This window comes from Stenotrophomonas sp. GD03680 (assembly GCF_029844625.1).
GTDB lineage: Bacteria > Pseudomonadota > Gammaproteobacteria > Xanthomonadales > Xanthomonadaceae > Stenotrophomonas > Stenotrophomonas maltophilia_P.
Map to the genome: position 1 here is coordinate 361,665 of NZ_JAOCKC010000002.1, position 21,712 is coordinate 383,376.

Below are 21,712 nucleotides of genomic sequence, written 5' to 3' on the forward strand. Positions count from 1 at the left end.
TCGCCCGGCGCTACCGTGATCGCGTGGGTAGCGCCGGGCCGTGCCCGGCGAACCTTCAATCAATACAGGATGCGGGTGCGCAACGTGCCCGGAATGGCCGCCAGTTCTTCGCGCACCGCGGCGGCCTGCTCCTCGCTGGCGGTGATGTCGATCACCACGTAACCCACCTTCGGGTCCGTGCGCAGGAACTGGCCGTCGATGTTGACGTTGTGGCGCGAGAAGATCTCGTTGACCTTGGACAGCACGCCCGGCACGTTCTGGTGGATGTGCAGCAGGCGCAGGCTGTCTTCGTGTTCGGGCAGGGTCACTTCCGGGAAGTTGACCGCCGACAGGGTGCTGCCGTTGTCGCTGTAGCGCACCAGCTTGGCGGCGACTTCCACGCCGATGTTGTCCTGCGCTTCCAGCGTGCTGCCGCCGACATGCGGGGTCAGGATCACGTTGTCGTGGCGGGTCAGTGGTGATTCGAAGATGTCGCCGTTGCCCTTCGGCTCCACCGGGAACACATCCAGTGCAGCCCCACCGACATGGCCGCTGGCCAGTGCTGCGTCCAGCGCATCGATGTCGACCACGGTGCCGCGCGCCGCATTGATCAGGTGCGCGCCCTTGCGCATCTTCGCCAGCTCGGTGCTGCCGATCATCCACTGCGTGGCCGGGGTCTCCGGCACGTGCAGGGTAACGATGTCGGCACGTGCCAGCAGGTCGTCCAGGCTGGCCGCGGCACGCGCATTGCCCAGCGCCAGCTTGGTTTCCACGTCGTGGAAGATCACCTGCATGCCCAGCGATTCGGCCAGCACGCCGACCTGGGTGCCGATGTGGCCGTAGCCGATGATGCCCAGCGTCTTGCCCCGTACCTCATGGCTGCCGCTGGCGGACTTCGACCAGCCGCCGCGGTGGCATTCAGCGTTCTTCTGCGGGATGCCACGGGTCAGCATGATCGCCTCGGCGATCACCAGTTCGGCCACGCTGCGGGTGTTGGAATAGGGCGCGTTGAACACCGGGATGCCGGCCAGCTCGGCCGCGTCCAGATCGACCTGGTTGGTGCCGATGCAGAAGCAGCCCACCGCGATCAGGCGCTTGGCCTCGGCCAGCACCTCGGCGCTGAGCTGGGTGCGCGAACGGATGCCGACGATATGCGCCTCGGCGATGCGCGCCTTCAGTTCGTCCTCGGGCAGCGCCTTGGTGTGCGCCTCGATCTGGCTGTAGCCGGCGGCGCTGAATACCTCCACGGCGGTCTGGCTGACCCCCTCCAGCAACAGCACGCGGATATCCTGCTTCGGGAACGAGGTCTTCTTCGGCGACATGGGGCAACACGGCCAGTGGGACAGGGGCTGACCACTATGCCAGATCGGACCGCCCATGGTGCAGTGCGCAATTGGTTGCATCCGTAGCTATCGGTGCGGCACTGCGGGGCTGGACGCTGGCGCGTGCCACTGGCACGCTTGCCCGTTCGTCACGCACCGCGCTGGACCGACATGACCGATTCCCGCATTGCCTCGCTGCTGCAGGCCTGTCCCGGCCTGAAGCTGAAGACCGACCCATCCGACCTGGAGCATTACGGTCGCGACTGGACCCGGCGCTGGACGCCGGCGCCGCTGGCGATCGCGCTGCCGGCCACGGTCGAGGAGGTGCAGGCGGTGATGCGCTGGAGCGCGGCCGAAGCGGTTGCGGTCGTGCCCTCCGGCGGCCGTACCGGGCTGTCCGGCGGCGCGGTAGCCGCCCACGGCGAACTGGTGCTGAGCCTGGAACGGATGAACAAGGCCCTGGCGTACGACGCGGTCGACCGGACCCTGGTGGTACAGGCCGGCATGCCGCTCGAAGCGCTGCACAACGCCGCGCTGGAGCATGGATTGATCTATCCGGTCGACTTCGCCGCGCGCGGATCGTGTTCGATCGGCGGCAACATCGCCACCAATGCCGGCGGCATCCGCGTGATCCGGTACGGCAACACCCGTGAATGGATCGCCGGATTGAAGGTGGTCACTGCCAGCGGCGAACTGCTGGAATTGAACAAGGGCCTGATCAAGAACTCCAGCGGCTACGACTTCCGCCAGCTGCTGATCGGTTCAGAAGGCACGCTGGGCGTGATCGTCGAGGCGACGGTGAAGCTGACCGATCCCCCGCCGGCCAGCAACGTGATGCTGCTGGCGTTGCCCAGCTTCGAGGTGCTGATGCAGGTATTCGCCGCCTTCCGTGCGCGCCTGCAGCTGCAGGCGTTCGAGTTCTTCACCGACCGGGCGCTGGAACACGTGCTGGCACATGGTGCGCAGGCGCCGTTCGACGAAGTGCATCCGTACTATGTCGTGACCGAGTTCGCTGCCAATGACGAGGCACAGGAAGCCGCGGCCATGGCGGCCTTCGAGGACTGCATGGGCAACGGCTGGGTCAGCGACGGCGTGATCAGCGCCAGCGACGCACAGGCGGCCCAGCTGTGGCGCCTGCGGGAGGGCATCACCGAATCACTGGCGCGCTACAAGCCCTACAAGAATGACGTCTCGGTGCGTATCTCGGCGATGCCGGCATTCCTGGCCGAGACCCAGGCGCTGATCGGCCAGGCTTATCCACACTTCGATGTGGTCTGGTTCGGCCATATCGGCGACGGCAACCTGCACATCAACGTGCTGAAGCCGGACGACACCAGCGACGCCGAGTTCCTTGCCCAGTGCGAGCAGGTGACCAAGCTGCTGGCGCAGGTGCTGGCGCGTTTCGATGGCAGCATTTCGGCCGAACACGGGATCGGCCTGGTCAAGAAGGGTTATCTGGACAGCACGCGCGGGCCGGCGGAAATCGCGTTGATGAAGGCGGTCAAGCGTGCGTTCGATCCCGAAGGGCGGCTGAACCCGGGCAAGCTGTTCGACGCCTGATCTGGGCAAACCCTTCACGCACCCGTTACGCTCCACCCATTCCTTCAACCGGCCTGCGACCGATGATCCGACCGTTCCTGCTGATTGCCCTGCTGTCCCTGCCGCTGGCCGGCTTCGCTTCCAGCTTCGCCGGCACCTCGGCCGGTTCGGCAACCGGTGCATCGTCCGGCTCGTCGGGCAGCAGCTCGGGTGACGACAAGGTCGTGCGCGCTGCGCGCGATGATGCCGCGGCCTTTGTCGCCAGCGACGGCCAGATCCGTGGCGCGCGCCTGCAGGCCGCGCTGGTCCATCTGCGCGAGCAGGACGCTGCCGCGCAGCAGCAGAGCGATCTGGAACTGGCGCGCGCCCTGCTGGCGCGTTGATCCGGGCCGCATGCCGCCCGCGGTTTCGCTTGCCGTGGCGCCGGCCGATGCACGGCTGAACGTCTTGCGTACGCGGGCAGCAGCAGATGCCGGCCGCGACCCGGCGCTGTCCAAGCGTGCCCTGCATGCAGGATGGGGTATCGCATTGGCGTGGCTGGCGATACCGGTGGCGCATGCGACCGACCGCCTGCAGCTGGACCCCGCAGGCCTGGACCCAACACAACAACGGCTGGCCCGGCAGACCCTGGCCGACGTGCAGTCGCTGCTGCCCGAGGGGCTGCTGCGCGCGTTGCCGCCGCAGGTGCAGGTGCGCTGGAGTGAGGCCCTGCCGGCCGATGTGCACGGTCGGGCCTTTGGCGGACGCGTGTCGCTGCGTCGCGACCTGCTGGATGAGGAGGTGCCCGGCGCCCGCCGCGCGCGACGCAGCGCGCTGGTGCACGAACTGGCCCACGTTGCCGACCGCAACGGTGCAGGCTGGTCGCGCAGCGCGCGCTGGCGCGATCTGTCCGGCTGGCAGCGCAGGCCGTGGCATCTGGGCCGCGGTGACAATGATTTCCGTGACCGCAGCCCGGATCCCTACGAGCTGACGGATGCGGCCGAGTACCTGGCAGTGAATGCCGAGCATTTCGTGCTCGATGGTGCGTTCGCCTGCCGCCGTCCAGCCCTGGCGCAGTGGTACCGGGCGCATTTCGGCACGCCGCCATCGCTGCCACGCCCGCACTGTGAGGCAACCCTCCCATTGCTGCAGGCCGAAGCGGAGGAGGGGGCAGCCTCGTTGCTGCAGCTGGATCCCGCGCGCGTCTATGCGGTGGACTACCTGTTCGCTGAAGGCAGCCGGCAGCCGATGAGCCGCTGGGGCCACAGCATGCTGCGGCTGGTCATCTGCCGGCCGGGCCGGACGCCGGGACCGGCGTGCCGACTGGATCTCGAACATCACCGCGTACTGTCCTTCCGCGCGTTCGTGGGTGATGTGCAGATTTCCAACTGGCGTGGCCTGACCGGCGACTATCCGTCGCGCTTGTTCGTGCTGCCGCTGCAGCAGGTGGTGGATGAATACACCAAGGTCGAGCTGCGTGGCCTGCAGTCGCTGCCCCTGCGCCTGCAGCGCGAAGAAATCGCCAGCCTGCTGGAACGCACCGCGCAGGTGCATTGGACCTATGACGGACGCTACTACTTCGTCAGCAACAACTGCGCGGTGGAGACTGCGAAACTGCTGCAGGCCGGCGTGCCCCGGCTCGGCCAGGCCGGGCTCGCCCAGCTCACCCCGCGGGGACTGCGGCGTCGGCTGGCACGGCTGCATGTTCTGGACGACCAGGTCCTGGCGGATCGGGCGGGTGCGCAGGCCCAGGGGTATTACTTCGCCTCCGCGCGTGATCATTACCAGCAGCTTTTTTCCGTGGCTGCCACCCAGCTCGCCTTGCCGGCGCGCGACGTGCGCGCATGGCTGAATCTGCCCGCGCGCGAGCGCGGCCCCTGGCTGCTGCAGGGTGATCTGCGCGCAAGTGCTGGCCTGCTGCTGCTGGAACAGGCCGCGCAGCGACGCGCGGAGCTGCGCGCGCGTGATGTGCTGAAGCGCCGTCTGCTGGCGGCGCCGGAGAGCGCTGAGGCACGCAGTCTGCGTGAACTGCTGGACCTGAGCGGGCAGTGGCTGCGTCCCGGGGAGCTGCTGGCGGACGGCGGCTACGGCTTGCCGCTGCCCGAGGAACAGGTACTGCTGGCCGACCGCGTTGCGCTGGCCAGCGCCCAGGCGGTGCCGGCATGGCGGACCCTGCGCATGCAGCTGCGACAGCAGCTGCCGGCGTCGCAGCGGGGGGAACTCGATGACATCGACGCGAACCTGGCGGTGCTGGGTGAGCGCCTGCGACGGCAGGCGACGCCTACTGACGCGGCAGTTCGATGACGAAGCGGCTGCCGCCGCTGCCACCGGGCGCGCAGTAGACCTTTCCGCCATGTGCATCGGCGATGGCCTTGACCACGGCCAGGCCCAGGCCGCTGCCACCACCCTGGCGCGAACGTGAACCGTCGGCGCGCATGAAGGGGCTGAAGATGTCCGCGTGCAGTGCCGGATCGATGCCGGGGCCCTCATCCTCGATGGCAACCTGCACGTGCCCCGGGGTGTCATGCACGGCGATCCGCACCCGGCCCGGGCTGGCGTAGCGGCGTGCGTTCTCCAGCAACGCAAGAAGCGCCTGCCGCAGGCGGGTCGGATCGCAGTGGGCGTTGTGCTCCTCGCGGCTGGTCTCCAGTTCCAGCACGAAGCCGGCCGCGCGGAACTGGGGATCGACCAGGGTCATCACCGAGTGCACCTCCGCCACCACATCGGTGCGGGCGCGGCGCACGTCCAGCCGGGCGTTGTCCGCCAGGCTCAGCACGCGCAGATCCTCGATCAGCCGCGACAGCCCTTCCACCTGCGCCAGCAGGCTGCGGAACTGCGATTCGTCGGGGTGGAACACGCCTTCGGCCAGGCCCTGCAGGCGACCGCGCAGGATGGTGACCGGCGTGCGCAGTTCGTGGGCGATGGCGGCGTGCCACATCATCCGTTCGCTTTCCATGTGCTGCAGGCGGCGCGCCATCGCGTTGAAGTCGTCGACCAGCGCGGCGACCTCGCCGGGAGAGTTGCCGTCGGCGCTGGCACGTGCGCCCAGGTCGCCGCTGGCCAGCGCGCGCACGCTGTCGACCAGCGAATTCAACGGGGACAGGATACGGTGGGCGAGGCGGAACGATGCGGCGATCGCAAGGGCCAGCCCGGTCAGGATGACACCGACCATCCAGGCCAGTTCGGGACCGGTGGGCAGCCAGCTTTCCGGCTCGACCGTACTGGCCGGCGAAAACTCGACCAGCACCGCATACAGCAGCCAGGACGAGAGGATCATCATCACGATGACGCCGATCACCATCAGCGACATCGAGACGACGATGTGCCGGCTGAGCCCGGACCGGCGCATCAGCGGTCGGCCATCAGGCGGTAACCGACGCCGCGCACGCTGGCCGGGATGTTGACCATGCCCACGTCGTCCAGCTTGCGGCGCAGCTTGCTGACATGGCTGTCGACCGTGCGCTCCAGCGCTTCACTCTCAGGCAGGCATTCATGCATCAGTTCGCTGCGGCTGAAGATGCGGGTCGGTGCCAGAGCCATGCAGTGCAGCAGCTTGAACTCGGTCAGCGTCAGCAGGACTTCATGGCTGTAGCCATCGCCTTCCACATGCACGGCATGGGTTGCCGGATCGATCAGCAGCTGCCCGATGCGCAGTGCCGCCGGTGCATCCACGCGTGAGGATCTGAGCGTCCGCCGCAGCACCGCGCGCACGCGCGCAGCCACCTCGGCCGGGTTGAACGGCTTGACCACGTAGTCGTCGGCACCCATGCGCAGCGCGGTCAGCTTGTCCAGGTCCTGGTCGAGCGCGGTCAGCATGATCACCGGCGTTTCCCCGCGCTGGCGCAGCTGGCTCAGCACGCTCCATCCGTCCAGCCGCGGTAGTTGTACATCCAGCAGGACCAGGTCCGGACGCATGTTGCGGTGCAGGTCCAGTGCACTGTGGCCGTCGCCGGCGCGCAGGGTGCGCAGGCCCTCACGTTCAAGATAGGCAGTGAGGATGTCGGCGATCTCGGCCTCGTCCTCCACGATCAGGACCAGGGCGGCGAGGGCAGTGGAGGCGTGCATGCGTGGATCAGGCCATAAGGTGCTTGCCTCCATCGTATCTCCACACTTCCTCCATCGAAACCCCATCATCGCCGCGCAGACTGCGCGCTTCATGACCTATCCGCCGCGCCCGCGGCATTGTGCACAGCAATGAGAACCTTCAGGACCCCGGCCGCGTTGATCGCGGTCCTCGCCTTGGCCATGACGGCCTGTTCCTCGCCCGAAGCCAGCCCCGAACCCGCACCGCGCGTGAGTGTGGTCACCGTCGGCCCACAGGTCGTGCAGCGCGACGATGAGCTGCCGGGCCGCGTGACGGCCGTGCGTACCGCACAGATCCGTGCGCAGGTCGGCGGCATCGTGCAGCGTCGCCTGTTCGAGCAGGGGGCCGAAGTCACCGCCGGGCAGGCGTTGTTCCAGATCGATCCGGCGGCCTTCCGTGCGGACGTCGATTCGGCGCTGGCGGCCCTGCAGCGCAGCGAGGCGGCGCTTGCCCGCAGCCGTGTGCAGTCGCAGCGGCTGCACGCCCTGGCGGCGGCGCAGGCCGTCAGCCAGCAGCATCGCGACGACGCCAGCGCCGAGTACGAGCAGGCGCGCGCCGCGGTGAATGAAGCCCGGGCGATTCTTGCCCGCCGCCAGCTGGACCTGCGCTATGCGACGGTCAGCGCGCCGATCAGCGGACGCATCGATCAGGCATGGGTGACCGAGGGAGCGCTGGTCGGCGTGGCCGATGCCGAGCCGATGGCGGTGGTGCAGCAGATCGACCAGGTCTACGTGGATGTTCGCCAGCCTGCGTCCCAGCTGGAGTCGCTGCAGCGCAGCGCCGCGAGCGGTGGACAGTCGTCGGTGGCGATCATCGGCCCGGCGGGCCGGCCGTTGTCGGAACGTGGCGAGCTGCTGTTCTCCGGCATCAGCGTCGATGCGCGTACGGGCGATGTGATGCTGCGCATCCTGGTGAACAACCCGCAGCGCCAGCTGCTGCCCGGAATGTACGTACGGGCAAGAGTGCCGCGCGGTGCTCCGTCCAGTGCGCTGGTTCTGCCGCAGCAGGCCGTACTGCGCAGTGCCGGTGGTCAGGCCTACGCCTGGGTGGTCGGCAGTGACGGCAAGGCGGTGATCCGCACGCTGGAGATCGATGGCAGCGTGGATCGGCAGTGGCTGGTCCGGAATGGCCTGAAGGCGGGCGAGAAGGTGGTCGTCGAAGGCCAGGAGCGCCTGCAGGAGGGCGTGGTGGTCCAGATGCACGACTGGTCACGGCCCGTCGCCATTGCCGGGGCTGCACCGTCAGGTCGTCAGGGCTGAGTCCGCCAGGACCCGGCCGATCCAGGAAAATCCAACATGGCACGTTTCTTCATCGATCGCCCGGTGTTCGCCTGGGTGCTGGCGATCTTCATCATCCTTGCCGGTGTCCTGGCGATTCCGCGGTTGGCCGTGGAGCGTTACCCGGCAGTCGCTCCGCCCAGTGTCAGCATCTATGCGAGCTATCCAGGCGCAAGCCCGCAGACATTGAACGATGCGGTGGTCGCGCTGATCGAGCGCGAACTGTCCAGCGTCAAGCACCTGCTGTACTTCGAATCGTCGGTGGATACCTCCGGGGAGGCGTCGATCACGGCGACCTTCCAGCCGGGAACCAACCCCGAACTGGCCCAGGTCGATGTGCAGAACCGGATCAAGGCGATCGAGCCGCGGTTGCCGCGCAGCGTGCGCCAGAACGGGCTGTACGTGGAGGCGGCCGATTCCGGTTTCCTGATGCTGGTCGGCCTGCGTTCGCCGGATGCCAGCGTCAGCGAGGCCGCGCTGGGTGACTTCATGGCGCGCAACATCATCGAGGAACTGCGCCGCATCGACGGTGTCGGGCGCGTGCAGCTGTTCGGCGCGGAGCAGGCGATGCGCGTCTGGCTCGATCCCACGCGGCTGACCGGGTACGGCCTGACCATCGGTGACGTTGCCAGCGCCATCGAGCAGCAGAACCTGGAGATCGCACCGGGTCGCATCGGCGACTCCCCCGGTCTGCCCGGCCAGCGCCTGACCGTGCCGCTGACCGCCGATGGCCAGCTGTCCACGCCCGCGCAGTTCGCTTCGATCGTGCTGCGTGCGCGGGCGGATGGCTCGCGGGTACTGCTGGGTGACGTCGCCCGGGTCGAACTGGGGGCGCAGAGCTACGCCTGGGGTACCCGAGAGGATGGTCAGCCTGCGACGGCGGCGGGCGTCCAGCTGCGGCCCGGAGCGAACGCCGTACGCACTGCGGCAGCGGTGCGCGAAAGGATGGCCGAGCTGGCGCCGCTGCTGCCGCGTGGTGTCGAGGCGAGCATTCCGTTTGATACCGCACCCTTCGTCAGCATCTCGATCCGCAAAGTAGTGCAGACACTGCTGGAGGCCATGCTGCTGGTGTTCGCGGTGATGTACCTGTTCCTGCAGAACTGGCGCTATACGCTGATACCTGCCATGGTCGCGCCGATTGCGCTGCTGGGTACGTTCGCGGCGATGCTGGCGCTGGGGTTCTCGATCAACGTCCTCACCATGTTCGGCATGGTGCTGGCGATCGGCATCATCGTCGATGATGCGATCGTGGTGGTCGAAGGCGTGGAACGGATCATGGCCGAGGAGGGGTTGCCACCCCGCGAGGCGACGATCAAGGCAATGCGCGAACTGACCGGCGCGGTGATCGGCATCACCCTGGTACTGACCGCGGTGTTCATTCCGATGGCGTTCGCCAGTGGTTCGGTAGGCGCGATCTACCGTCAGTTCACCGTCGCGATGTCGGTATCGATCCTGTTCTCCGCACTGCTGGCGCTCAGCCTCACGCCTGCACTGTGCGCCACGCTGCTGCGCGGAAGTACACGCGGGCATCATGGCCGCAGTGGACTGTTCGGCGCCTTCAACCGCGGCTTCGAGCGGATGACCGGCCGCTACCAGCGTGGCGTGGCCGCTGTGCTGCAGCGAAGCGGGCGCGTGATGGGGGTGTTCGTCGCACTGGTGGCAGCGCTTCTGCTGGGCCTGAACGGGTTGCCCGGGGCATTCCTGCCGGAGGAGGACCAGGGGTACTTCATGACCTCGATCCAGCTGCCGGCCGAGGCGACCACCGAGCGCACGCTTGCCGTCGTTGAAGCGTACGAACGTCACGTGGCCTCGCGCCCCGGCGTTGCATCCAACCAGTCGATCCTCGGGTACAGCTTCTCCGGCTCGGGGCCGAGTGCTGCACTGGCCTACACGATGCTGAAGGATTGGGGGGAGCGTGCCGGTGCGACGGCTGCCGGCGAGGTGGAGGCGGTACGGAAGGCGATGTCGACGCTGGTCGAGGGCGAAGTCATGAGCGTGATGCCGCCGGCCATCGACAGCCTCGGCCGCTCGTCAGGCTTCTCGCTGGCGCTGCAGGCGCGGACCGGGCAGACCCAGGCCGAGCTGCGCGCTGCCCTCCAGCAGCTGCTGCAGCTGGCCCAGGCCAGCACACTGCTGTCCGATGTGCATGCCGATGGAATGCCCGCAGGTACCAGCGTCCGGCTTGACCTCGATCGCGCCAAGGCCGAGGCGATGGGCGTGGCGTTCAGCGAGATCAGCGGAACGCTGTCGGCGGCAATGGGCTCGCAATACGTCAACGACTTTCCGAACAAGGGACGGCTGCAGCAGGTCATCGTCCAGGCCGATGCGCCGTACCGGATGGAGCTGGGCGACGTGCTCAAGCTGTATGTCCGCAACAGCGAAGGGGGCATGGTGGCGCTGTCGGAGCTGGTCGATCCGCAGTGGACGGAAGCGCCCCTGCAGCTGCAGCGCTATCTCGGCTTCCCGGCATTGAATCTGTCCGGCGCGCCCGCGTCGGGCGTTTCCACCGGGCAGGCGATGGACGAGATGGAGCGCCTGGCCCGGCAGCTGCCGGCGGGCTTCGCACTGCAGTGGACCAGTCAGTCGCTGCAGGAGCGCGAGTCCGGCGCGCAGGCCCCGTGGTTGCTGCTGCTGTCGATGCTGGTGGTGTTCCTGGTCCTGGCGGCGCTGTACGAGAGCTGGTCCATACCAATGGCGGTGATGCTGGTGGTGCCGCTGGGCCTGCTGGGAGCCGTAGCGGCGGTGCTGCTGCGGGGCATGCCCAACGACGTTTTCTTCAAGGTCGGCATGATCACGGTGATCGGCCTGTCGGCGAAGAACGCGATCCTGATCGTCGAGTTCGCGCGACAGCTGCAGCAGCAGGGACGCGGGCTGGTGGAAGCGGCCGTGGAGGCAGCGCGCCTGCGCCTGCGGCCCATCGTGATGACGTCGCTGGCGTTCGCGCTCGGCGTGGTGCCTTTGATGGTGGCGCAGGGTGCCTCGAAGGAAACACAGCAGGCAATCGGTACCGGTGTGTTCGGTGGCATGGTCAGCGCGACCGTGCTCGCGGTGTTCTTCGTGCCGGTGTTCTATGTGGTGGTGCAGGGGGGGCGGCAACGGATCGCGCGGCGCCTGCGCAGGCGCCGGCCACTGCCGGAAGGATCTGTGGATGGGAACGGATAACGGTCAAACGCTGCACGACGTGCAGCTGAAGGCGCTGGAACGGCGCCTGTGCCAGGCCCTGATCGAGGGTGATCGGCAGGCACTGTCGCTGCTGTTGTCGCCGGCGATGTTCATGATGGATGGCGATGGCGGGCGTCTGTTTGATCTGCCCTGGCTGGATGACTGGTTGGGCGGGCACCTGCAGGTGCGGGCGCTGCATCTGCAGGCGGTGGACACCCTGCTGTGCGGTCGGCTGGCGCTGCTGTCCAGCCCGGTGCAGATGGTGGTCGTCCGGCACGGGCAGGAGCAGGCATTGCGGGTGCGTCTGTTGCGGGTCTGGGCCTGTAGTTCCGGCGGGGAGGGCGCGCAGCTGCTGTCGATGACGGTGCTCGCGGCGTGAACACGATCACATCGGTTTCAGCGCCGGCTCATCGCCGGATGATAGGGTGGTCATCTTCAGTACGGTCGACAAGGAGTCGAGTCATGCGTGTAGTTTCCAGTCTGTCGACGGCTTCGCTGGCCCTGGTGCTGGCGGCCTGCCAGCCATCGACGCCGCCTGCCGCAGCAGGTGGCACGGCTGACCCGGCGCCGCCGGAGCCGCAGCCGCTGTCCACGAACTCGACCGCCAGCCAGACGGCCTATCAGTGTGGCGATCTGGCCGTGCGTACGACGTTCAACGGCGAGGACGCAGCCACCGTGGTGATCGGGGATCGCACGTTCGCCATGACCTCCGAGCGTGCTGCTTCGGGGGCGAAGTACGGCGACGGGCAGGGCAACAGTTTCTGGACGAAGGGCCACGACGACGGGCTGCTCAGCCTGAAGGGCGAAGTGGACCGCGAGTGCCGCGCGGTGGAGACCACGGAAGGCGACGGCCGTGCCGGTGCTGCCGCGTTCAGGGCGACCGGCAACGAACCGGGCTGGCTGGCGGTGGTCGACGGTGACACGCCCGGCCTGCAGGTGCAGGTCGATTATGGCCAGCGGCACTTCGACGTGGGCGCGCCCAACCAGGGGGCGGACGGGTGGAGTGGCAAGGCTGCGGACGGTACCGACATCAAGCTCACCTTCCAGCGCACGACGTGCACGGACGACATGAGCGGCGAGCCGTTCGAGGCGAAGGCGATGCTGACCGTCGGCACGCGCCAGTACCATGGGTGTGGCAATTTCGGCGCCAGGCAGCCGTAAGTTGGTCGGCAGAGCCGAGCGGGGCTCGGCTCTGCCAGGCGCGTGCGGTCAGCTCAGTCCGCGCGGCCTGCGAACTCGCCGGTGGCAGTGTTCACCAGCACGCGTTCGCCATTGACGATGTACTCCGGCACCATGATCTCGATACCGGTATTGAGCTTGGCCGGTTTCGGACGCTTGGTGGCGGTGCCGCCCTTCAGTTCCGGCGGGGTCTCGATCACTTCCAGCACCACCGAGGCCGGCAACTGGATGGCCACCGGCTGCTCGTCGATCACCTGCACGTAGATGCCGGTCAGGCCATCGGTGATGTAGCCGGCGTCGTCGCCGATGACGTCCGCATCCAGGGTGTAGGGGGTGTAGTCCTCGTCATCGAGGAAGACGAACGCATCGCCATCCTTGTACGAATAGGTGGACTGGCGGCGCAGCAGTTCGACCTCGACCAGATTGTCGTCGGCATCGAAGCTGGCATCGAGCTTGTTGCCGCCCGGCACGCTGTACATGATGAAGCGGAAGCGGACGTTGCCACCCCGGCCCTGCGGGGAGCTGCGCTCGATGTCGCGGATCTGGTAGACGCCGTTGTTGTACTCGACGACGTTGCCCTTCTTGATGTCGTTGGCTTTCATGGTGATCTGGGTCGTTGGGGGTGGACGCCGTCCCGGCGCCCGGGGGAATCACTTCGGAGCGAGGCGGGTAGCGCCGTCCAGGCGGATGGTCTCGCCATTGAGGTAGGTGTTGCCGAGGATGAAGCCGACCAGGCTGGCGAAATCCTCCGGCTTGCCCAGCCGCGACGGGAACGGGATCGAGGCGGCAAGCGACTGCTGTACGGCTTCAGGCATGCCATCGACCATCGGTGTCCAGAACACGCCCGGGGCGATGGTGTTGACGCGGATGCCGAAGCGCGAGAGCTCGCGGGCCATCGGCAGCGTCATCGACACCACACCGCCCTTGCTGGCGGCGTACGCGGCCTGGCCGATCTGGCCCTCATAGGCGGCGATGCTGGCGGTGTTGATGATGACACCGCGTTCGCCATCGTCGCCGGCCTCGTTGTGCTGCATGCGGTTGGCGGCGGCCTTGGCCACGTTGAAGCTGCCGACCAGGTTGACCATCACCGTGCCCTGGAAGTCGGCCAGCGGCATCGGGCCTTCCTTGCCGAGCACACGGCCCGCGCCGAGGATGCCGGCGCAGTTCATCGCCACGTTGAGACCGCCGAGGAAATCGTGGGCCTGGTCGATGGCCGCCGCCACGGCAGCTTCATCACTGACGTTGACGTTGAAATAGCGGGCGTTGTCGGCACCCAGCGCGGCGACGGCGGCGCTGCCTTTGTCGTCGTTGAGGTCGAACAGGGCCACCTTGCCGCCTTGGGCGACGAGGTGCTCGGCCACGGCCAGGCCAAGGCCGGAAACGCCGCCGGTGATCACGGCACGTACGGAAGACAGCTGCATTGCACGGTCCTGCAGGTTCGAGAACCGCCGATTCTAACGGAAGCCACGACCGCTGCCGTTGTGCACCGCGCCGCCCGGAGCCCGGGCGACGCGCCCTGATGGATCAGACGGCCGCGAGGGCCTGGCCGGTGCGGCTGGCGGTCGCACGCCCGAGCAGGCCGGCCAGCCAACGACCGGTTTCCGCCAGCGCCGGCAGGTCCACCCCGCTGTCCAGGCCAAGGCCCTGCAGCAGATAGACCACGTCCTCGCTGGCGACGTTGCCGCTGGCGCCTTTCGCGTAAGGGCAGCCGCCCGCGCCGGAGACGGCGCTGTCGACCACGCGCACGCCTTCTTCCAGGCAGGTGGCGATGTTGGCAATGGCCTGCCCGTAGGTGTCATGGAAGTGCACGGCCAGCGCGCTCATCGGGATCTCCGCGGCGACTGCCTGCAGCATCGCCCGCGCCTTGCGCGGCGTGCCGACGCCGATCGTGTCGCCCAGCGAGATCTCATAGCAGCCCATCTGGTGCAGGGCGCGCGCCACCCGCACCACATCGGCCAGGGGGACCTCGCCCTGGTAGGGACACCCCAGCACGGTGGAGACATAGCCGCGCACCCGTACGCCATCGGCGGCGGCGCGGCGCAGGATCGGCTCGAAGCGGGCCAGCGACTCGTCGATGCCGGCGTTGGTGTTGGTGCGGTTGAACGCCTCGGAGGCGGCCGTGAACACCGCCACTTCCTCCACGCCGACCGCGAGCGCCCGCTCGTAGCCCTGTTCATTCGGTACCAGCACTGGATAGTGGATGCCGGGCCGGCGCTGGATGCCGGCATAGACCTCAGCGGCATCCGCCAGCTGCGGCACCCACTTCGGGCTGACGAAACTGGTCGCTTCGATGCTGCGCAGGCCGGTGGCCGACAGGCGGTTGATCAGCTCGATCTTGTCGGCCGTAGAGACCGGTTGCTTTTCGTTCTGCAGGCCGTCCCGCGGGCCGACCTCGACGATGCGGACGTAGTCGCTCATGCCTCCGTCTCCGCAGCGGGGCGCTGGCAGACAGCCTCGATGTTGTTGCCGTCCGGGTCGAGCACGAAGGCGGCGTAGTAGTTCGGGTGATACCAGGGACGCACGCCGGGAGCGCCATTGTCGCGTCCTCCGGCGGCCAGGGCGGCGGCATGGAACGCGTCCACCTGCGCGCGGCCGGTACAGGCGAAGGCGACGTGCACGCCATGGCTGACGCTGCCGCCATTGCCGATCCAGAAGAACGGCTTGCCATCGCGGCCGAAGCCGACCTGGTCATGGGTGCCGGTCTGCTCCGCGGTGACTTCCATCACCACGCCGATCTGCAGTGGGGCCAGTGCCTGGCTGAAGAACGCCCTGCTGCGCGCCAGGTCGGCGCTGGTCAAACCAAGATGATCGAGCATGTTCAGGCCTCCGTGACCCAATGGGGGGCGCGCTTGTCGAGGAAGGCGCCCAGGCCTTCCTGACCCTCGGCCGAGACCCGCAGGCGCGCGATCAGGGCGGCATTGTCGCGGTCGAGCGCATCGCGGTCATGGCTGTCACGGACCTGCCGGACCAGGCGCTTGGCCGACGCTGAGGCGATCGGGCCGGCCTTGTCGAGCAGGGCCAGCTGGCGCTGCACCGCCTCGTCCAGCCGCTCCGGTTCCACCAGCTGGTGCACCAGGCCGATGCGCAGCGCGGTGTCGGCGTCGAAGTGCTCGCCGGTCGCGAACCAGCGGCGGGCCTGACGCGGCCCGATCGCCTCGATCACGTACGGTGAGATCACGGCCGGCAGCAGGCCAAGGCGGCTTTCGGTCAGGCCGAACCGGGCGCTGGTGCTGGCGATGGCGATGTCGCAGCAGGCGACCAGGCCGACACCCCCGCCGAAGGCGGCACCGTGGACCCGGGCCAGGGTCGGCTTGGGCAGTTCGTCCAGGGTGCGCATCAGGCGCGCCAGGGCCAGCGAATCCTCGCGGTTGTCAGCCTCGCTGGCAGCGGCCATGCCCCGCATCCACTGCAGGTCGGCACCGGCCGAGAAGGATGCGCCGTGGCCGGCCACCACCACCGCGCGCACCGCGTCTTCCCGCCCGGCCGCCTCCAGCGCGGCGGTCAGCCGGGCGATCAGGCCGGCATCGAAGGCGTTGTGCAGCTCCGGCCGGTTCAGCCAGAGGGTGAGGACGGCGCCACTGCGCTCGATCTGCAAAGCATCGTTCATGGGATTCCAGGGTCACTCCATACCTGTATGGATCATAGCGGGCCATTGGTCATGGGCCATGACGCGACGCGGGAATGTTAGAATCGAGAACCATTTACATCCAGCAGAGAACAGGCTAGATGACGCTGTCCGAACTGCCCCTGCATACCTCGGCCGTGGTCGACTCCGTGCAGGACCTGCATGCCAACGATGCCATTGCCCGCCGCCTGCGCGAGCTGGGCTTCGTCAAGGGCGAGGAGGTCCGCCTGGTGGCCAAGGGCCCACTGGGGGGAGAGCCGTTGCTGGTGCAGGTCGGGTTCACCCGTTTCGCACTGCGTATCAGTGAAGCCAAGCGCGTCGTGATCGACGCTGCCAGCCAGGAAAGACGTGCATGACCGCATCCGCCACTGCCGCCCCCCTGCGCATCGCGCTGGTCGGTAACCCGAACAGCGGCAAGACCGCCCTGTTCAACCAGCTGACCGGCAGCCGGCAGAAGGTCGCCAATTACACCGGCGTGACCGTCGAGCGCAAGGAAGGACGCCTGCGCGCACCCTCCGGCCGCGAGTTCGCCGTGCTTGACCTGCCGGGTGCGTACAGCCTGCACCCGGCGAGCCTGGACGAGGCGATCACCCGCGACCTGTGCCGCGGCTTCTATCCGGGCGAGGCCGCGCCGGACGTACTGTTGTGCGTGATCGATGCCACCAACCTGCGCCTGCACCTGCGCTTCGCACTGGAACTGCGCGAGTTGGGCAAACCGATGGTGGTGGCGCTGAACATGGTGGATGCGGCCGAGCGCCGTGGCATCCAGCTGGACGTGGCAGCGCTGGAGCGCGAGCTGGGCGTGCCGGTGGTCGAGACCGTGGCGGTACGCAAGCAGGGTGCGCGTGCGCTGGTCGAGCGCCTGGACCGCATGGTGCCGCACCTGGATGCGCCGGTACCGCCGGCCGAGGACGGCATCGACTACCACGCCCGGGTACGCGACATCCTGGCGGTGGCCGTGCGCATGCCGGCACGCACCGCGAAGATCGACGACACGCTTGACCGCTGGCTGCTGCATCCGGTGTTCGGACTGGTGACGCTGGTCGTGGTGATGTTCCTGATCTTCCAGGCGGTGTTCGCCTGGGCGACACCGCTGATGGATGGCATCGAGGCCGGCTTCGGCTGGCTGGGCGAGGTGGTCGGTGGCGCGCTGCCGGAGGGGCCGCTGACCAGTCTGCTCACCGACGGCATCATCGCCGGCCTGGGAGGCGTGGTGGTGTTCCTGCCGCAGATCCTGATCCTGTTCGCGTTCATCCTCGCGCTGGAAGAGTCCGGCTACCTGCCACGTGCAGCGTTCCTGCTCGATCGGCTGATGGCCGCGGCCGGCCTGTCGGGGCGTTCGTTCATCCCGCTGCTGTCCAGCTTCGCCTGCGCGGTGCCGGGCATCATGGCCACCCGCAGCATCCAGGATCCACGCGACCGGCTGGCGACGATCCTGGTGGCGCCGCTGATGACCTGTTCGGCCCGCCTGCCGGTGTATGCCCTCCTGATCGCCGCCTTCATTCCCGATGGCAAGGTCGGCATCTTCAACCAGCAGGGCCTGGTGCTGTTCGGACTGTACGTGGCCGGCATCCTCAGCGCGCTGGCGATGTCGTGGGTCATGAAGAAGTGGCGCCGCGACAAGAGCGAGCATCCGCTGATGCTGGAGCTGCCCTCGTACCGTATTCCGCATCCGCGTGATCTGGCAGTCGGCCTGTATGAGCGCGGCATGATCTTCCTGCGGCGCGTGGGCGGCATCATCCTGGCGTTGACCGTGCTGCTGTGGTTCCTGCTGTCGTTCCCCGGTGCGCCCGCCGACGCCACGCTGCCGGCCATCGATTACAGCTACGCCGGCCGCATCGGCCATGCGATGACCGCGGTTTTCGCCCCGCTGGGTTTCAACTGGCAGATCTGCATCGCACTGATTCCGGGCCTGGCCGCGCGTGAAGTGGCGGTTTCCTCGCTGGCGACGGTGTACGCGCTGTCCGCGGCCGACGACGATGCGGCGATCTCGGCGCTCACGCCGGTGGTGGCCGATGGCTGGTCGCTGGCCACGGGCCTGTCGCTGCTGGTGTGGTTCATCTATGCGCCGATGTGCATCTCCACGCTGGCCACCATCAAGCGTGAGACCAACTCGTGGAAGAAGATGGGTTTCGCGGCGTTCTACCTGTTCGCAGCGGCCTACGTTGCAGCGCTGATCACCTACCAGGTGACCGTGGCGCTGGGAGGCGGCTGATGGACGCAGGACTGCTGCTCCAGTACCTGCTCGTTGCGCTGGCCGTGCTGGTCAGCGCGTGGGTCGTACTGAAAAAGCAGTTCCCCGGCAGCGTGCGCAGGATGCGCGGCGCCTTGGCGCTGGCGCTGCTCAAGCCCGGCCGCGCCGGCTGGCTGCAGGCGCTGGGCCGCAGGATCGCGCCGCCTGTCAGTAGCGGCGGCGGTGCCTGTGGTGGCTGCGACAGCTGCGGGCCGACGCCGCCGAAGCAGCACTGACGATGGCGGGAGAGAGCGGGGGCTGCTGCGCTCGCCGAAGCGTCAATCCCGCACCAGCCCACCGTCCACCACCAGATTCTGGCCGGTGACCGCGCGCGCCCAGGGGCTGGCGAAGAACAGCGCGGCGTCGGCGAACTCGGCCGGCGTGGTCACGCTGCGCAGTGGCGTGTTGGCGGCGATGTAATCGAACACCGCCTGCGGTGTCGCCGCGCTGGCATCGGTGCTGCGCAGCAGGCCGCCGGACAGCATGTTGACGGTGATGCCCTGCGGCCCCAGGTCGCCGGCCAGGGTGCGGGTCAGCGAAAGCAGGGCGGCTTTGGCGGCCGTGTAGTCGTGATAGGGCACCACCGGGTTCTGGAACAGATTGGTGCCGATGTTGATGATGCGGCCGAAACCGCGCGCCTGCATGCCGGGCAGGGCGGCCTGCACGGTGTTGAGCGCGCCGCGCACGCTGCCTTCGAACTGCGCCTGGAACGCCGGCCAGCCAATGTCGGCGGCGCCGTCGCGCGCATCACCATTGAAGGAGAAATCGGCCAATGCGTTGTTGACCACGGTGGTCACGCCCTGGCCGAAATGCGCCAGCGCCTGCTGCAGGAGTGCCTCGATCTGGCCCCGGTCGGTGACGTCGGCGCGGAGCGCGAGTGCCTGCCCGCCCAGCTCCACCGCCAATGCACGTGCGGCCGCCTCGCTGCGGTGGTAGTTGATGATGACCCGGGCACCCTGCGCGGCGAATGCGCGGGCGATATGCTGGCCAAGGCCGCGGCCAGCGCCGGTGACCAGTACCAGCTGTTCGCTGATCTGCATGGGAAATGCGGTCCATTGCATGAAGAGTCCTGCAGCGTAGCAGCGATGATGCTTGCCGGACCGGGCATGCTGCCGCTAGCCTGCGGGGCATGAACCAGACTCCCCTGCGATTGCTCATTCACGGCGCTTCCGGGCGCATGGGCCAGGCCCTGCTGCGGCTGGCCGCCGATCATCCCGAAACCCTGCAGATCGTGGCGGCGGTGACCGGCCGCGCGCCGGCCCAGCGGGTGGTCGACGGAGTGCCGTTCTTTGCCGCCAGCGAGCTGGCAGGGGCGCCGGCATTCGATGTGGCCATCGACTTCAGCCTGCCGGAAGGCTTCGATGCGATGCTGGCCCTGTGCGTTGAACGCGGCGCAGGCCTGGTATCGGGTACCACCGGCATCTCCAGTGCGCAGCGCCAGGCGCTGGACGCCGCCGCGGCGCGCATTCCGCTGGTGTGGGCTTCGAACTTCAGCCTCGGTGTCGCGGTGCTGGACGAGCTGGTCGAGCGCGCTGCGCAGGCCCTGTCGGGCTGGGACTGCGACATCGTGGAATCGCACCATACGCAGAAGAAGGATGCGCCCTCGGGAACGGCACTGACCCTGGGCGCGGCCGCGCAACGGGGTGGGGCGGATCCGCAGTACGCCAGCCTGCGGGCCGGCGATATAGTGGGTGAGCATCTGGTGCAGTTCACCGGCCTGGGCGAGCGCATCGAACTGGTCCACCGGGCGACCAACCGCGACATCTTCGCCCGCGGTGCGCTGTTTGCCGCCCGCCAGCTGCAGGGGCGGGCGCCCGGGAGCTACCGGGTGCGCGACCTGCTGGACACCCCGGCGGGCTGATTCACGGGGTCGGATCCCTTTCCCACGGAAAGGGATCTGACCCCTCGCCGCGATTGGGGTCAGAGCCCTTTTCCCGCATGAAAAGGGATCCGACCCCGGCCATCGCGCTTTGCACACGCGGGCGTATTGAAATGAATACGCAGTCGCCTGTTCATGAAACGATTCAACCGCTGGCGCGAGCGCTCCGGCAGCGCTACAATTCGCACTCGCCGAATCACCAAAGCCGGACCGGTCCTGAACCGTACGTCCGCGCTTTTTTGCAACCGGATTTCCGTGAAGCACAGGCGTGACTTCGGCACCCCCTCGGTAGCCAAAGTGAGATTTCCGTGACCCAAGCCGCAATCCTCGTCCTCGAAGACGGCACCGTATTCGAGGGCGAATCCGTAGGCGCGCCCGGCCTGTCCGTCGGTGAAGTGGTGTTCAACACCGCCATGACCGGTTACCAGGAAGTGCTGACCGATCCGTCCTACGCCCGGCAGATGGTCACGCTGACCTATCCGCATATTGGCAACACCGGCATGACCGACCAGGACGACGAAGCCTCCAAGGTGTGGTCGGCCGGCCTGATCGTGCGCGATGTGCCGCGCCGCCCCAGCAACTGGCGCAGCCAGGTGTCGCTGCAGGACTGGCTGATCCAGCGTGGCGTGGTGGCCATCGCTGGCATCGATACCCGCAAGCTCACCCGCATCCTGCGCGAGAACGGCGCCCAGAACGGTGCGCTGATGGCAGGTGACATCGATGTTGAGAAGGCGCTGGAAGCCGCCCGCAAGTTCCCGGGCCTGAAGGGCATGGATCTGGCCAAGGTCGTCACTACCGAGAAGACCTATGTCTGGACCGAGGGCCAGCTGGACCTGGATGCCAACGCCTTCGTCAGCGTGCCGGCCCGCTTCAAGGTCGTGGCCTACGATTTCGGCGTGAAGACCAACATCCTGCGCATGCTGGCCGAACGCGGCTGCGAAGTGACCGTGGTGCCGGCGCAGACCCCGGCGGCTGAAGTGCTGGCGCTGAAGCCCGACGGTGTCTTCCTGTCCAATGGCCCGGGTGACCCGGAGCCGTGCGATTACGCGATCGCCGCGATCAAGACCTTCATCGACGTGAAGATTCCGACCTTCGGCATCTGCCTGGGCCACCAGCTGCTGGGCCTGGCCTCGGGCGCGCAGACCGTCAAGATGGGCCATGGCCACCATGGTGCGAACCATCCGGTGCAGGACCTGGACAGTGGCCGGGTGATGATCACCTCGCAGAACCATGGTTTCGCGGTCGATGAAGCCACCCTGCCGGCGACGTTGCGCGTGACCCACCGGTCGCTGTTCGATGGCACCAACCAGGGCATCGCACGCACCGATGTGCCGGCGTTCTCCTTCCAGGGCCATCCGGAAGCGTCGCCGGGCCCGCACGACGTCGGTCCGCTGTTCGACCGTTTCGTGACCCTGATGGAACAGGCCAAGGCGTGATCCGCAGGCCACCGGCGA

Annotated in this window: 21 protein-coding genes; 12 read left to right on the forward strand and 9 right to left on the reverse strand. The window is 67.9% G+C overall.

The annotated features are described in order from the left end of the window. Window positions 1-59: 59 nt before the first annotated feature. Window positions 60-1,301, reverse strand: coding sequence for a phosphoglycerate dehydrogenase (gene serA / locus N5J29_RS04025; RefSeq protein WP_053519501.1), 1,242 nt, complete (start codon window positions 1,299-1,301; stop codon window positions 60-62). Window positions 1,302-1,472: 171 nt separating this feature from the next. On the opposite strand from serA, the gene N5J29_RS04030 reads away from it, so the two are divergent. The 3 genes from N5J29_RS04030 (at window position 1,473) to N5J29_RS04040 (ending at window position 5,123) form a co-directional block, all read left to right on the forward strand. Further along, window positions 1,473-2,861 carry an FAD-binding oxidoreductase gene (locus N5J29_RS04030; protein WP_053519502.1) on the forward strand — a complete coding sequence of 463 codons (1,389 nt, stop codon included), beginning with the start codon at window positions 1,473-1,475 and terminating at the stop codon, window positions 2,859-2,861. A 62-nt stretch (window positions 2,862-2,923) separates the two neighbouring features. Further along, window positions 2,924-3,223, forward strand: a complete 300-nt coding sequence (locus N5J29_RS04035) for a DUF2388 domain-containing protein (protein WP_053519503.1) — start codon at window positions 2,924-2,926, stop codon at window positions 3,221-3,223. A 145-nt stretch (window positions 3,224-3,368) separates the two neighbouring features. After that, window positions 3,369-5,123, forward strand: coding sequence for a DUF4105 domain-containing protein (locus N5J29_RS04040; RefSeq protein ID WP_239519810.1), 1,755 nt, complete (start codon window positions 3,369-3,371; stop codon window positions 5,121-5,123). On the opposite strand, the gene N5J29_RS04045 is transcribed toward N5J29_RS04040, so the two are convergent. Further along, window positions 5,101-6,168 (reverse strand): ATP-binding protein, encoded by a 1,068-nt coding sequence (locus tag N5J29_RS04045; RefSeq protein ID WP_053519504.1) that lies wholly within the window; start codon window positions 6,166-6,168, stop codon window positions 5,101-5,103. The two genes, N5J29_RS04040 and N5J29_RS04045, sit on opposite strands and share 23 nt — an antisense overlap. Then, window positions 6,168-6,884 carry a response regulator gene (locus N5J29_RS04050; protein ID WP_180876004.1) on the reverse strand — a complete coding sequence of 239 codons (717 nt, stop codon included), beginning with the start codon at window positions 6,882-6,884 and terminating at the stop codon, window positions 6,168-6,170. The genes N5J29_RS04045 and N5J29_RS04050 overlap by 1 nt, the downstream gene beginning before the upstream one ends. 129 nt (window positions 6,885-7,013) lie before the next feature. Here N5J29_RS04050 and N5J29_RS04055 point away from each other — a divergent pair, with 129 nt between their 5' ends. From N5J29_RS04055 to N5J29_RS04070, 4 genes are all read left to right on the forward strand, one after another. Then, on the forward strand, window positions 7,014-8,162 hold the full coding sequence (locus N5J29_RS04055; protein ID WP_111186469.1) for an efflux RND transporter periplasmic adaptor subunit: 1,149 nt from the start codon (window positions 7,014-7,016) through the stop codon (window positions 8,160-8,162). A gap of 36 nt (window positions 8,163-8,198) precedes the next feature. Next, a complete protein-coding gene (locus N5J29_RS04060) occupies window positions 8,199-11,342 on the forward strand; it encodes a multidrug efflux RND transporter permease subunit (protein WP_164152642.1) in 3,144 nt (1,047 codons plus the stop codon). Continuing rightward, window positions 11,329-11,721 carry a nuclear transport factor 2 family protein gene (locus N5J29_RS04065; RefSeq protein ID WP_053519508.1) on the forward strand — a complete coding sequence of 131 codons (393 nt, stop codon included), beginning with the start codon at window positions 11,329-11,331 and terminating at the stop codon, window positions 11,719-11,721. Before N5J29_RS04060 ends, N5J29_RS04065 begins: the two co-directional genes overlap by 14 nt. 83 nt (window positions 11,722-11,804) lie before the next feature. Continuing rightward, window positions 11,805-12,503, forward strand: coding sequence for an MliC family protein (locus tag N5J29_RS04070; RefSeq protein WP_164152640.1), 699 nt, complete (start codon window positions 11,805-11,807; stop codon window positions 12,501-12,503). A 53-nt stretch (window positions 12,504-12,556) separates the two neighbouring features. Here N5J29_RS04070 and yeiP read toward each other — a convergent pair whose 3' ends face one another. The 5 genes from yeiP to N5J29_RS04095 all read right to left on the reverse strand — a co-directional run bounded on the left by yeiP (window position 12,557) and on the right by N5J29_RS04095 (window position 16,128). Continuing rightward, the gene (gene yeiP, locus N5J29_RS04075; RefSeq protein WP_005409468.1) at window positions 12,557-13,123 is read right to left on the reverse strand and encodes an elongation factor P-like protein YeiP; all 567 of its coding nucleotides are present in this window, start codon (window positions 13,121-13,123) and stop codon (window positions 12,557-12,559) included. Between the two features lie 48 nt (window positions 13,124-13,171). After that, on the reverse strand, window positions 13,172-13,942 hold the full coding sequence (locus tag N5J29_RS04080) for an SDR family NAD(P)-dependent oxidoreductase (RefSeq protein ID WP_164152638.1): 771 nt from the start codon (window positions 13,940-13,942) through the stop codon (window positions 13,172-13,174). Between the two features lie 103 nt (window positions 13,943-14,045). Then, entirely contained in the window at window positions 14,046-14,939 is an 894-nt protein-coding gene (locus N5J29_RS04085) for a hydroxymethylglutaryl-CoA lyase (RefSeq protein ID WP_053519511.1), read from the reverse strand. Beyond that, complete coding sequence (locus N5J29_RS04090) at window positions 14,936-15,337, reverse strand: VOC family protein (protein ID WP_053519512.1); 402 nt, start codon at window positions 15,335-15,337, stop codon at window positions 14,936-14,938. The genes N5J29_RS04085 and N5J29_RS04090 overlap by 4 nt, the downstream gene beginning before the upstream one ends. A 2-nt stretch (window positions 15,338-15,339) precedes the next feature. After that, a complete protein-coding gene (locus N5J29_RS04095) occupies window positions 15,340-16,128 on the reverse strand; it encodes an enoyl-CoA hydratase/isomerase family protein (protein ID WP_053519513.1) in 789 nt (262 codons plus the stop codon). A gap of 119 nt (window positions 16,129-16,247) precedes the next feature. Here N5J29_RS04095 and N5J29_RS04100 point away from each other — a divergent pair, with 119 nt between their 5' ends. Genes N5J29_RS04100 through N5J29_RS04110 form a run of 3 tightly spaced genes read left to right on the forward strand, consistent with a single transcriptional unit; the run spans window position 16,248 to window position 18,615 of the window. Beyond that, on the forward strand, window positions 16,248-16,502 hold the full coding sequence (locus N5J29_RS04100; RefSeq protein WP_053519514.1) for a FeoA family protein: 255 nt from the start codon (window positions 16,248-16,250) through the stop codon (window positions 16,500-16,502). Continuing rightward, window positions 16,499-18,361: a ferrous iron transport protein B gene (gene feoB / locus N5J29_RS04105; protein WP_053519515.1), complete on the forward strand. Its 1,863-nt coding sequence runs from the start codon at window positions 16,499-16,501 to the stop codon at window positions 18,359-18,361. Before N5J29_RS04100 ends, feoB begins: the two co-directional genes overlap by 4 nt. Continuing rightward, window positions 18,361-18,615 (forward strand): DUF6587 family protein, encoded by a 255-nt coding sequence (locus tag N5J29_RS04110; RefSeq protein WP_164152635.1) that lies wholly within the window; start codon window positions 18,361-18,363, stop codon window positions 18,613-18,615. Before feoB ends, N5J29_RS04110 begins: the two co-directional genes overlap by 1 nt. Before the next feature lie 42 nt (window positions 18,616-18,657). Here the strand turns inward: N5J29_RS04110 and N5J29_RS04115 are convergent, their stop codons facing one another. Continuing rightward, on the reverse strand, window positions 18,658-19,419 hold the full coding sequence (locus N5J29_RS04115; protein WP_065175606.1) for a 3-oxoacyl-ACP reductase: 762 nt from the start codon (window positions 19,417-19,419) through the stop codon (window positions 18,658-18,660). Between the two features lie 89 nt (window positions 19,420-19,508). Here N5J29_RS04115 and dapB point away from each other — a divergent pair, with 89 nt between their 5' ends. Together dapB and carA are read left to right on the forward strand one after the other, a co-directional pair. Continuing rightward, window positions 19,509-20,240 carry a 4-hydroxy-tetrahydrodipicolinate reductase gene (gene dapB / locus N5J29_RS04120; RefSeq protein ID WP_128988716.1) on the forward strand — a complete coding sequence of 244 codons (732 nt, stop codon included), beginning with the start codon at window positions 19,509-19,511 and terminating at the stop codon, window positions 20,238-20,240. 326 nt (window positions 20,241-20,566) lie between these two features. Further along, window positions 20,567-21,694: a glutamine-hydrolyzing carbamoyl-phosphate synthase small subunit gene (carA, locus tag N5J29_RS04125; RefSeq protein ID WP_053519346.1), complete on the forward strand. Its 1,128-nt coding sequence runs from the start codon at window positions 20,567-20,569 to the stop codon at window positions 21,692-21,694. Window positions 21,695-21,712: the final 18 nt, after the last annotated feature.

Coding starts and splice junctions, on each gene's coding strand:
- N5J29_RS04095 (WP_053519513.1), bottom strand. CDS start 16,128: ATGAACGATGCTTTGCAGATCGAGCGCAGTGGCGCCGTCCTCACCCTC.
- N5J29_RS04055 (WP_111186469.1), top strand. CDS start 7,014: ATGAGAACCTTCAGGACCCCGGCCGCGTTGATCGCGGTCCTCGCCTTG.
- serA (WP_053519501.1), bottom strand. CDS start 1,301: ATGTCGCCGAAGAAGACCTCGTTCCCGAAGCAGGATATCCGCGTGCTG.
- N5J29_RS04110 (WP_164152635.1), top strand. CDS start 18,361: ATGGACGCAGGACTGCTGCTCCAGTACCTGCTCGTTGCGCTGGCCGTG.
- yeiP (WP_005409468.1), bottom strand. CDS start 13,123: ATGAAAGCCAACGACATCAAGAAGGGCAACGTCGTCGAGTACAACAAC.
- dapB (WP_128988716.1), top strand. CDS start 19,509: ATGAACCAGACTCCCCTGCGATTGCTCATTCACGGCGCTTCCGGGCGC.
- N5J29_RS04115 (WP_065175606.1), bottom strand. CDS start 19,419: ATGCAGATCAGCGAACAGCTGGTACTGGTCACCGGCGCTGGCCGCGGC.
- N5J29_RS04065 (WP_053519508.1), top strand. CDS start 11,329: ATGGGAACGGATAACGGTCAAACGCTGCACGACGTGCAGCTGAAGGCG.
- N5J29_RS04070 (WP_164152640.1), top strand. CDS start 11,805: ATGCGTGTAGTTTCCAGTCTGTCGACGGCTTCGCTGGCCCTGGTGCTG.
- feoB (WP_053519515.1), top strand. CDS start 16,499: ATGACCGCATCCGCCACTGCCGCCCCCCTGCGCATCGCGCTGGTCGGT.
- N5J29_RS04080 (WP_164152638.1), bottom strand. CDS start 13,942: ATGCAGCTGTCTTCCGTACGTGCCGTGATCACCGGCGGCGTTTCCGGC.
- N5J29_RS04060 (WP_164152642.1), top strand. CDS start 8,199: ATGGCACGTTTCTTCATCGATCGCCCGGTGTTCGCCTGGGTGCTGGCG.
- N5J29_RS04035 (WP_053519503.1), top strand. CDS start 2,924: ATGATCCGACCGTTCCTGCTGATTGCCCTGCTGTCCCTGCCGCTGGCC.
- N5J29_RS04045 (WP_053519504.1), bottom strand. CDS start 6,168: ATGCGCCGGTCCGGGCTCAGCCGGCACATCGTCGTCTCGATGTCGCTG.
- N5J29_RS04050 (WP_180876004.1), bottom strand. CDS start 6,884: ATGCACGCCTCCACTGCCCTCGCCGCCCTGGTCCTGATCGTGGAGGAC.
- N5J29_RS04030 (WP_053519502.1), top strand. CDS start 1,473: ATGACCGATTCCCGCATTGCCTCGCTGCTGCAGGCCTGTCCCGGCCTG.
- N5J29_RS04100 (WP_053519514.1), top strand. CDS start 16,248: ATGACGCTGTCCGAACTGCCCCTGCATACCTCGGCCGTGGTCGACTCC.
- N5J29_RS04085 (WP_053519511.1), bottom strand. CDS start 14,939: ATGAGCGACTACGTCCGCATCGTCGAGGTCGGCCCGCGGGACGGCCTG.
- N5J29_RS04090 (WP_053519512.1), bottom strand. CDS start 15,337: ATGCTCGATCATCTTGGTTTGACCAGCGCCGACCTGGCGCGCAGCAGG.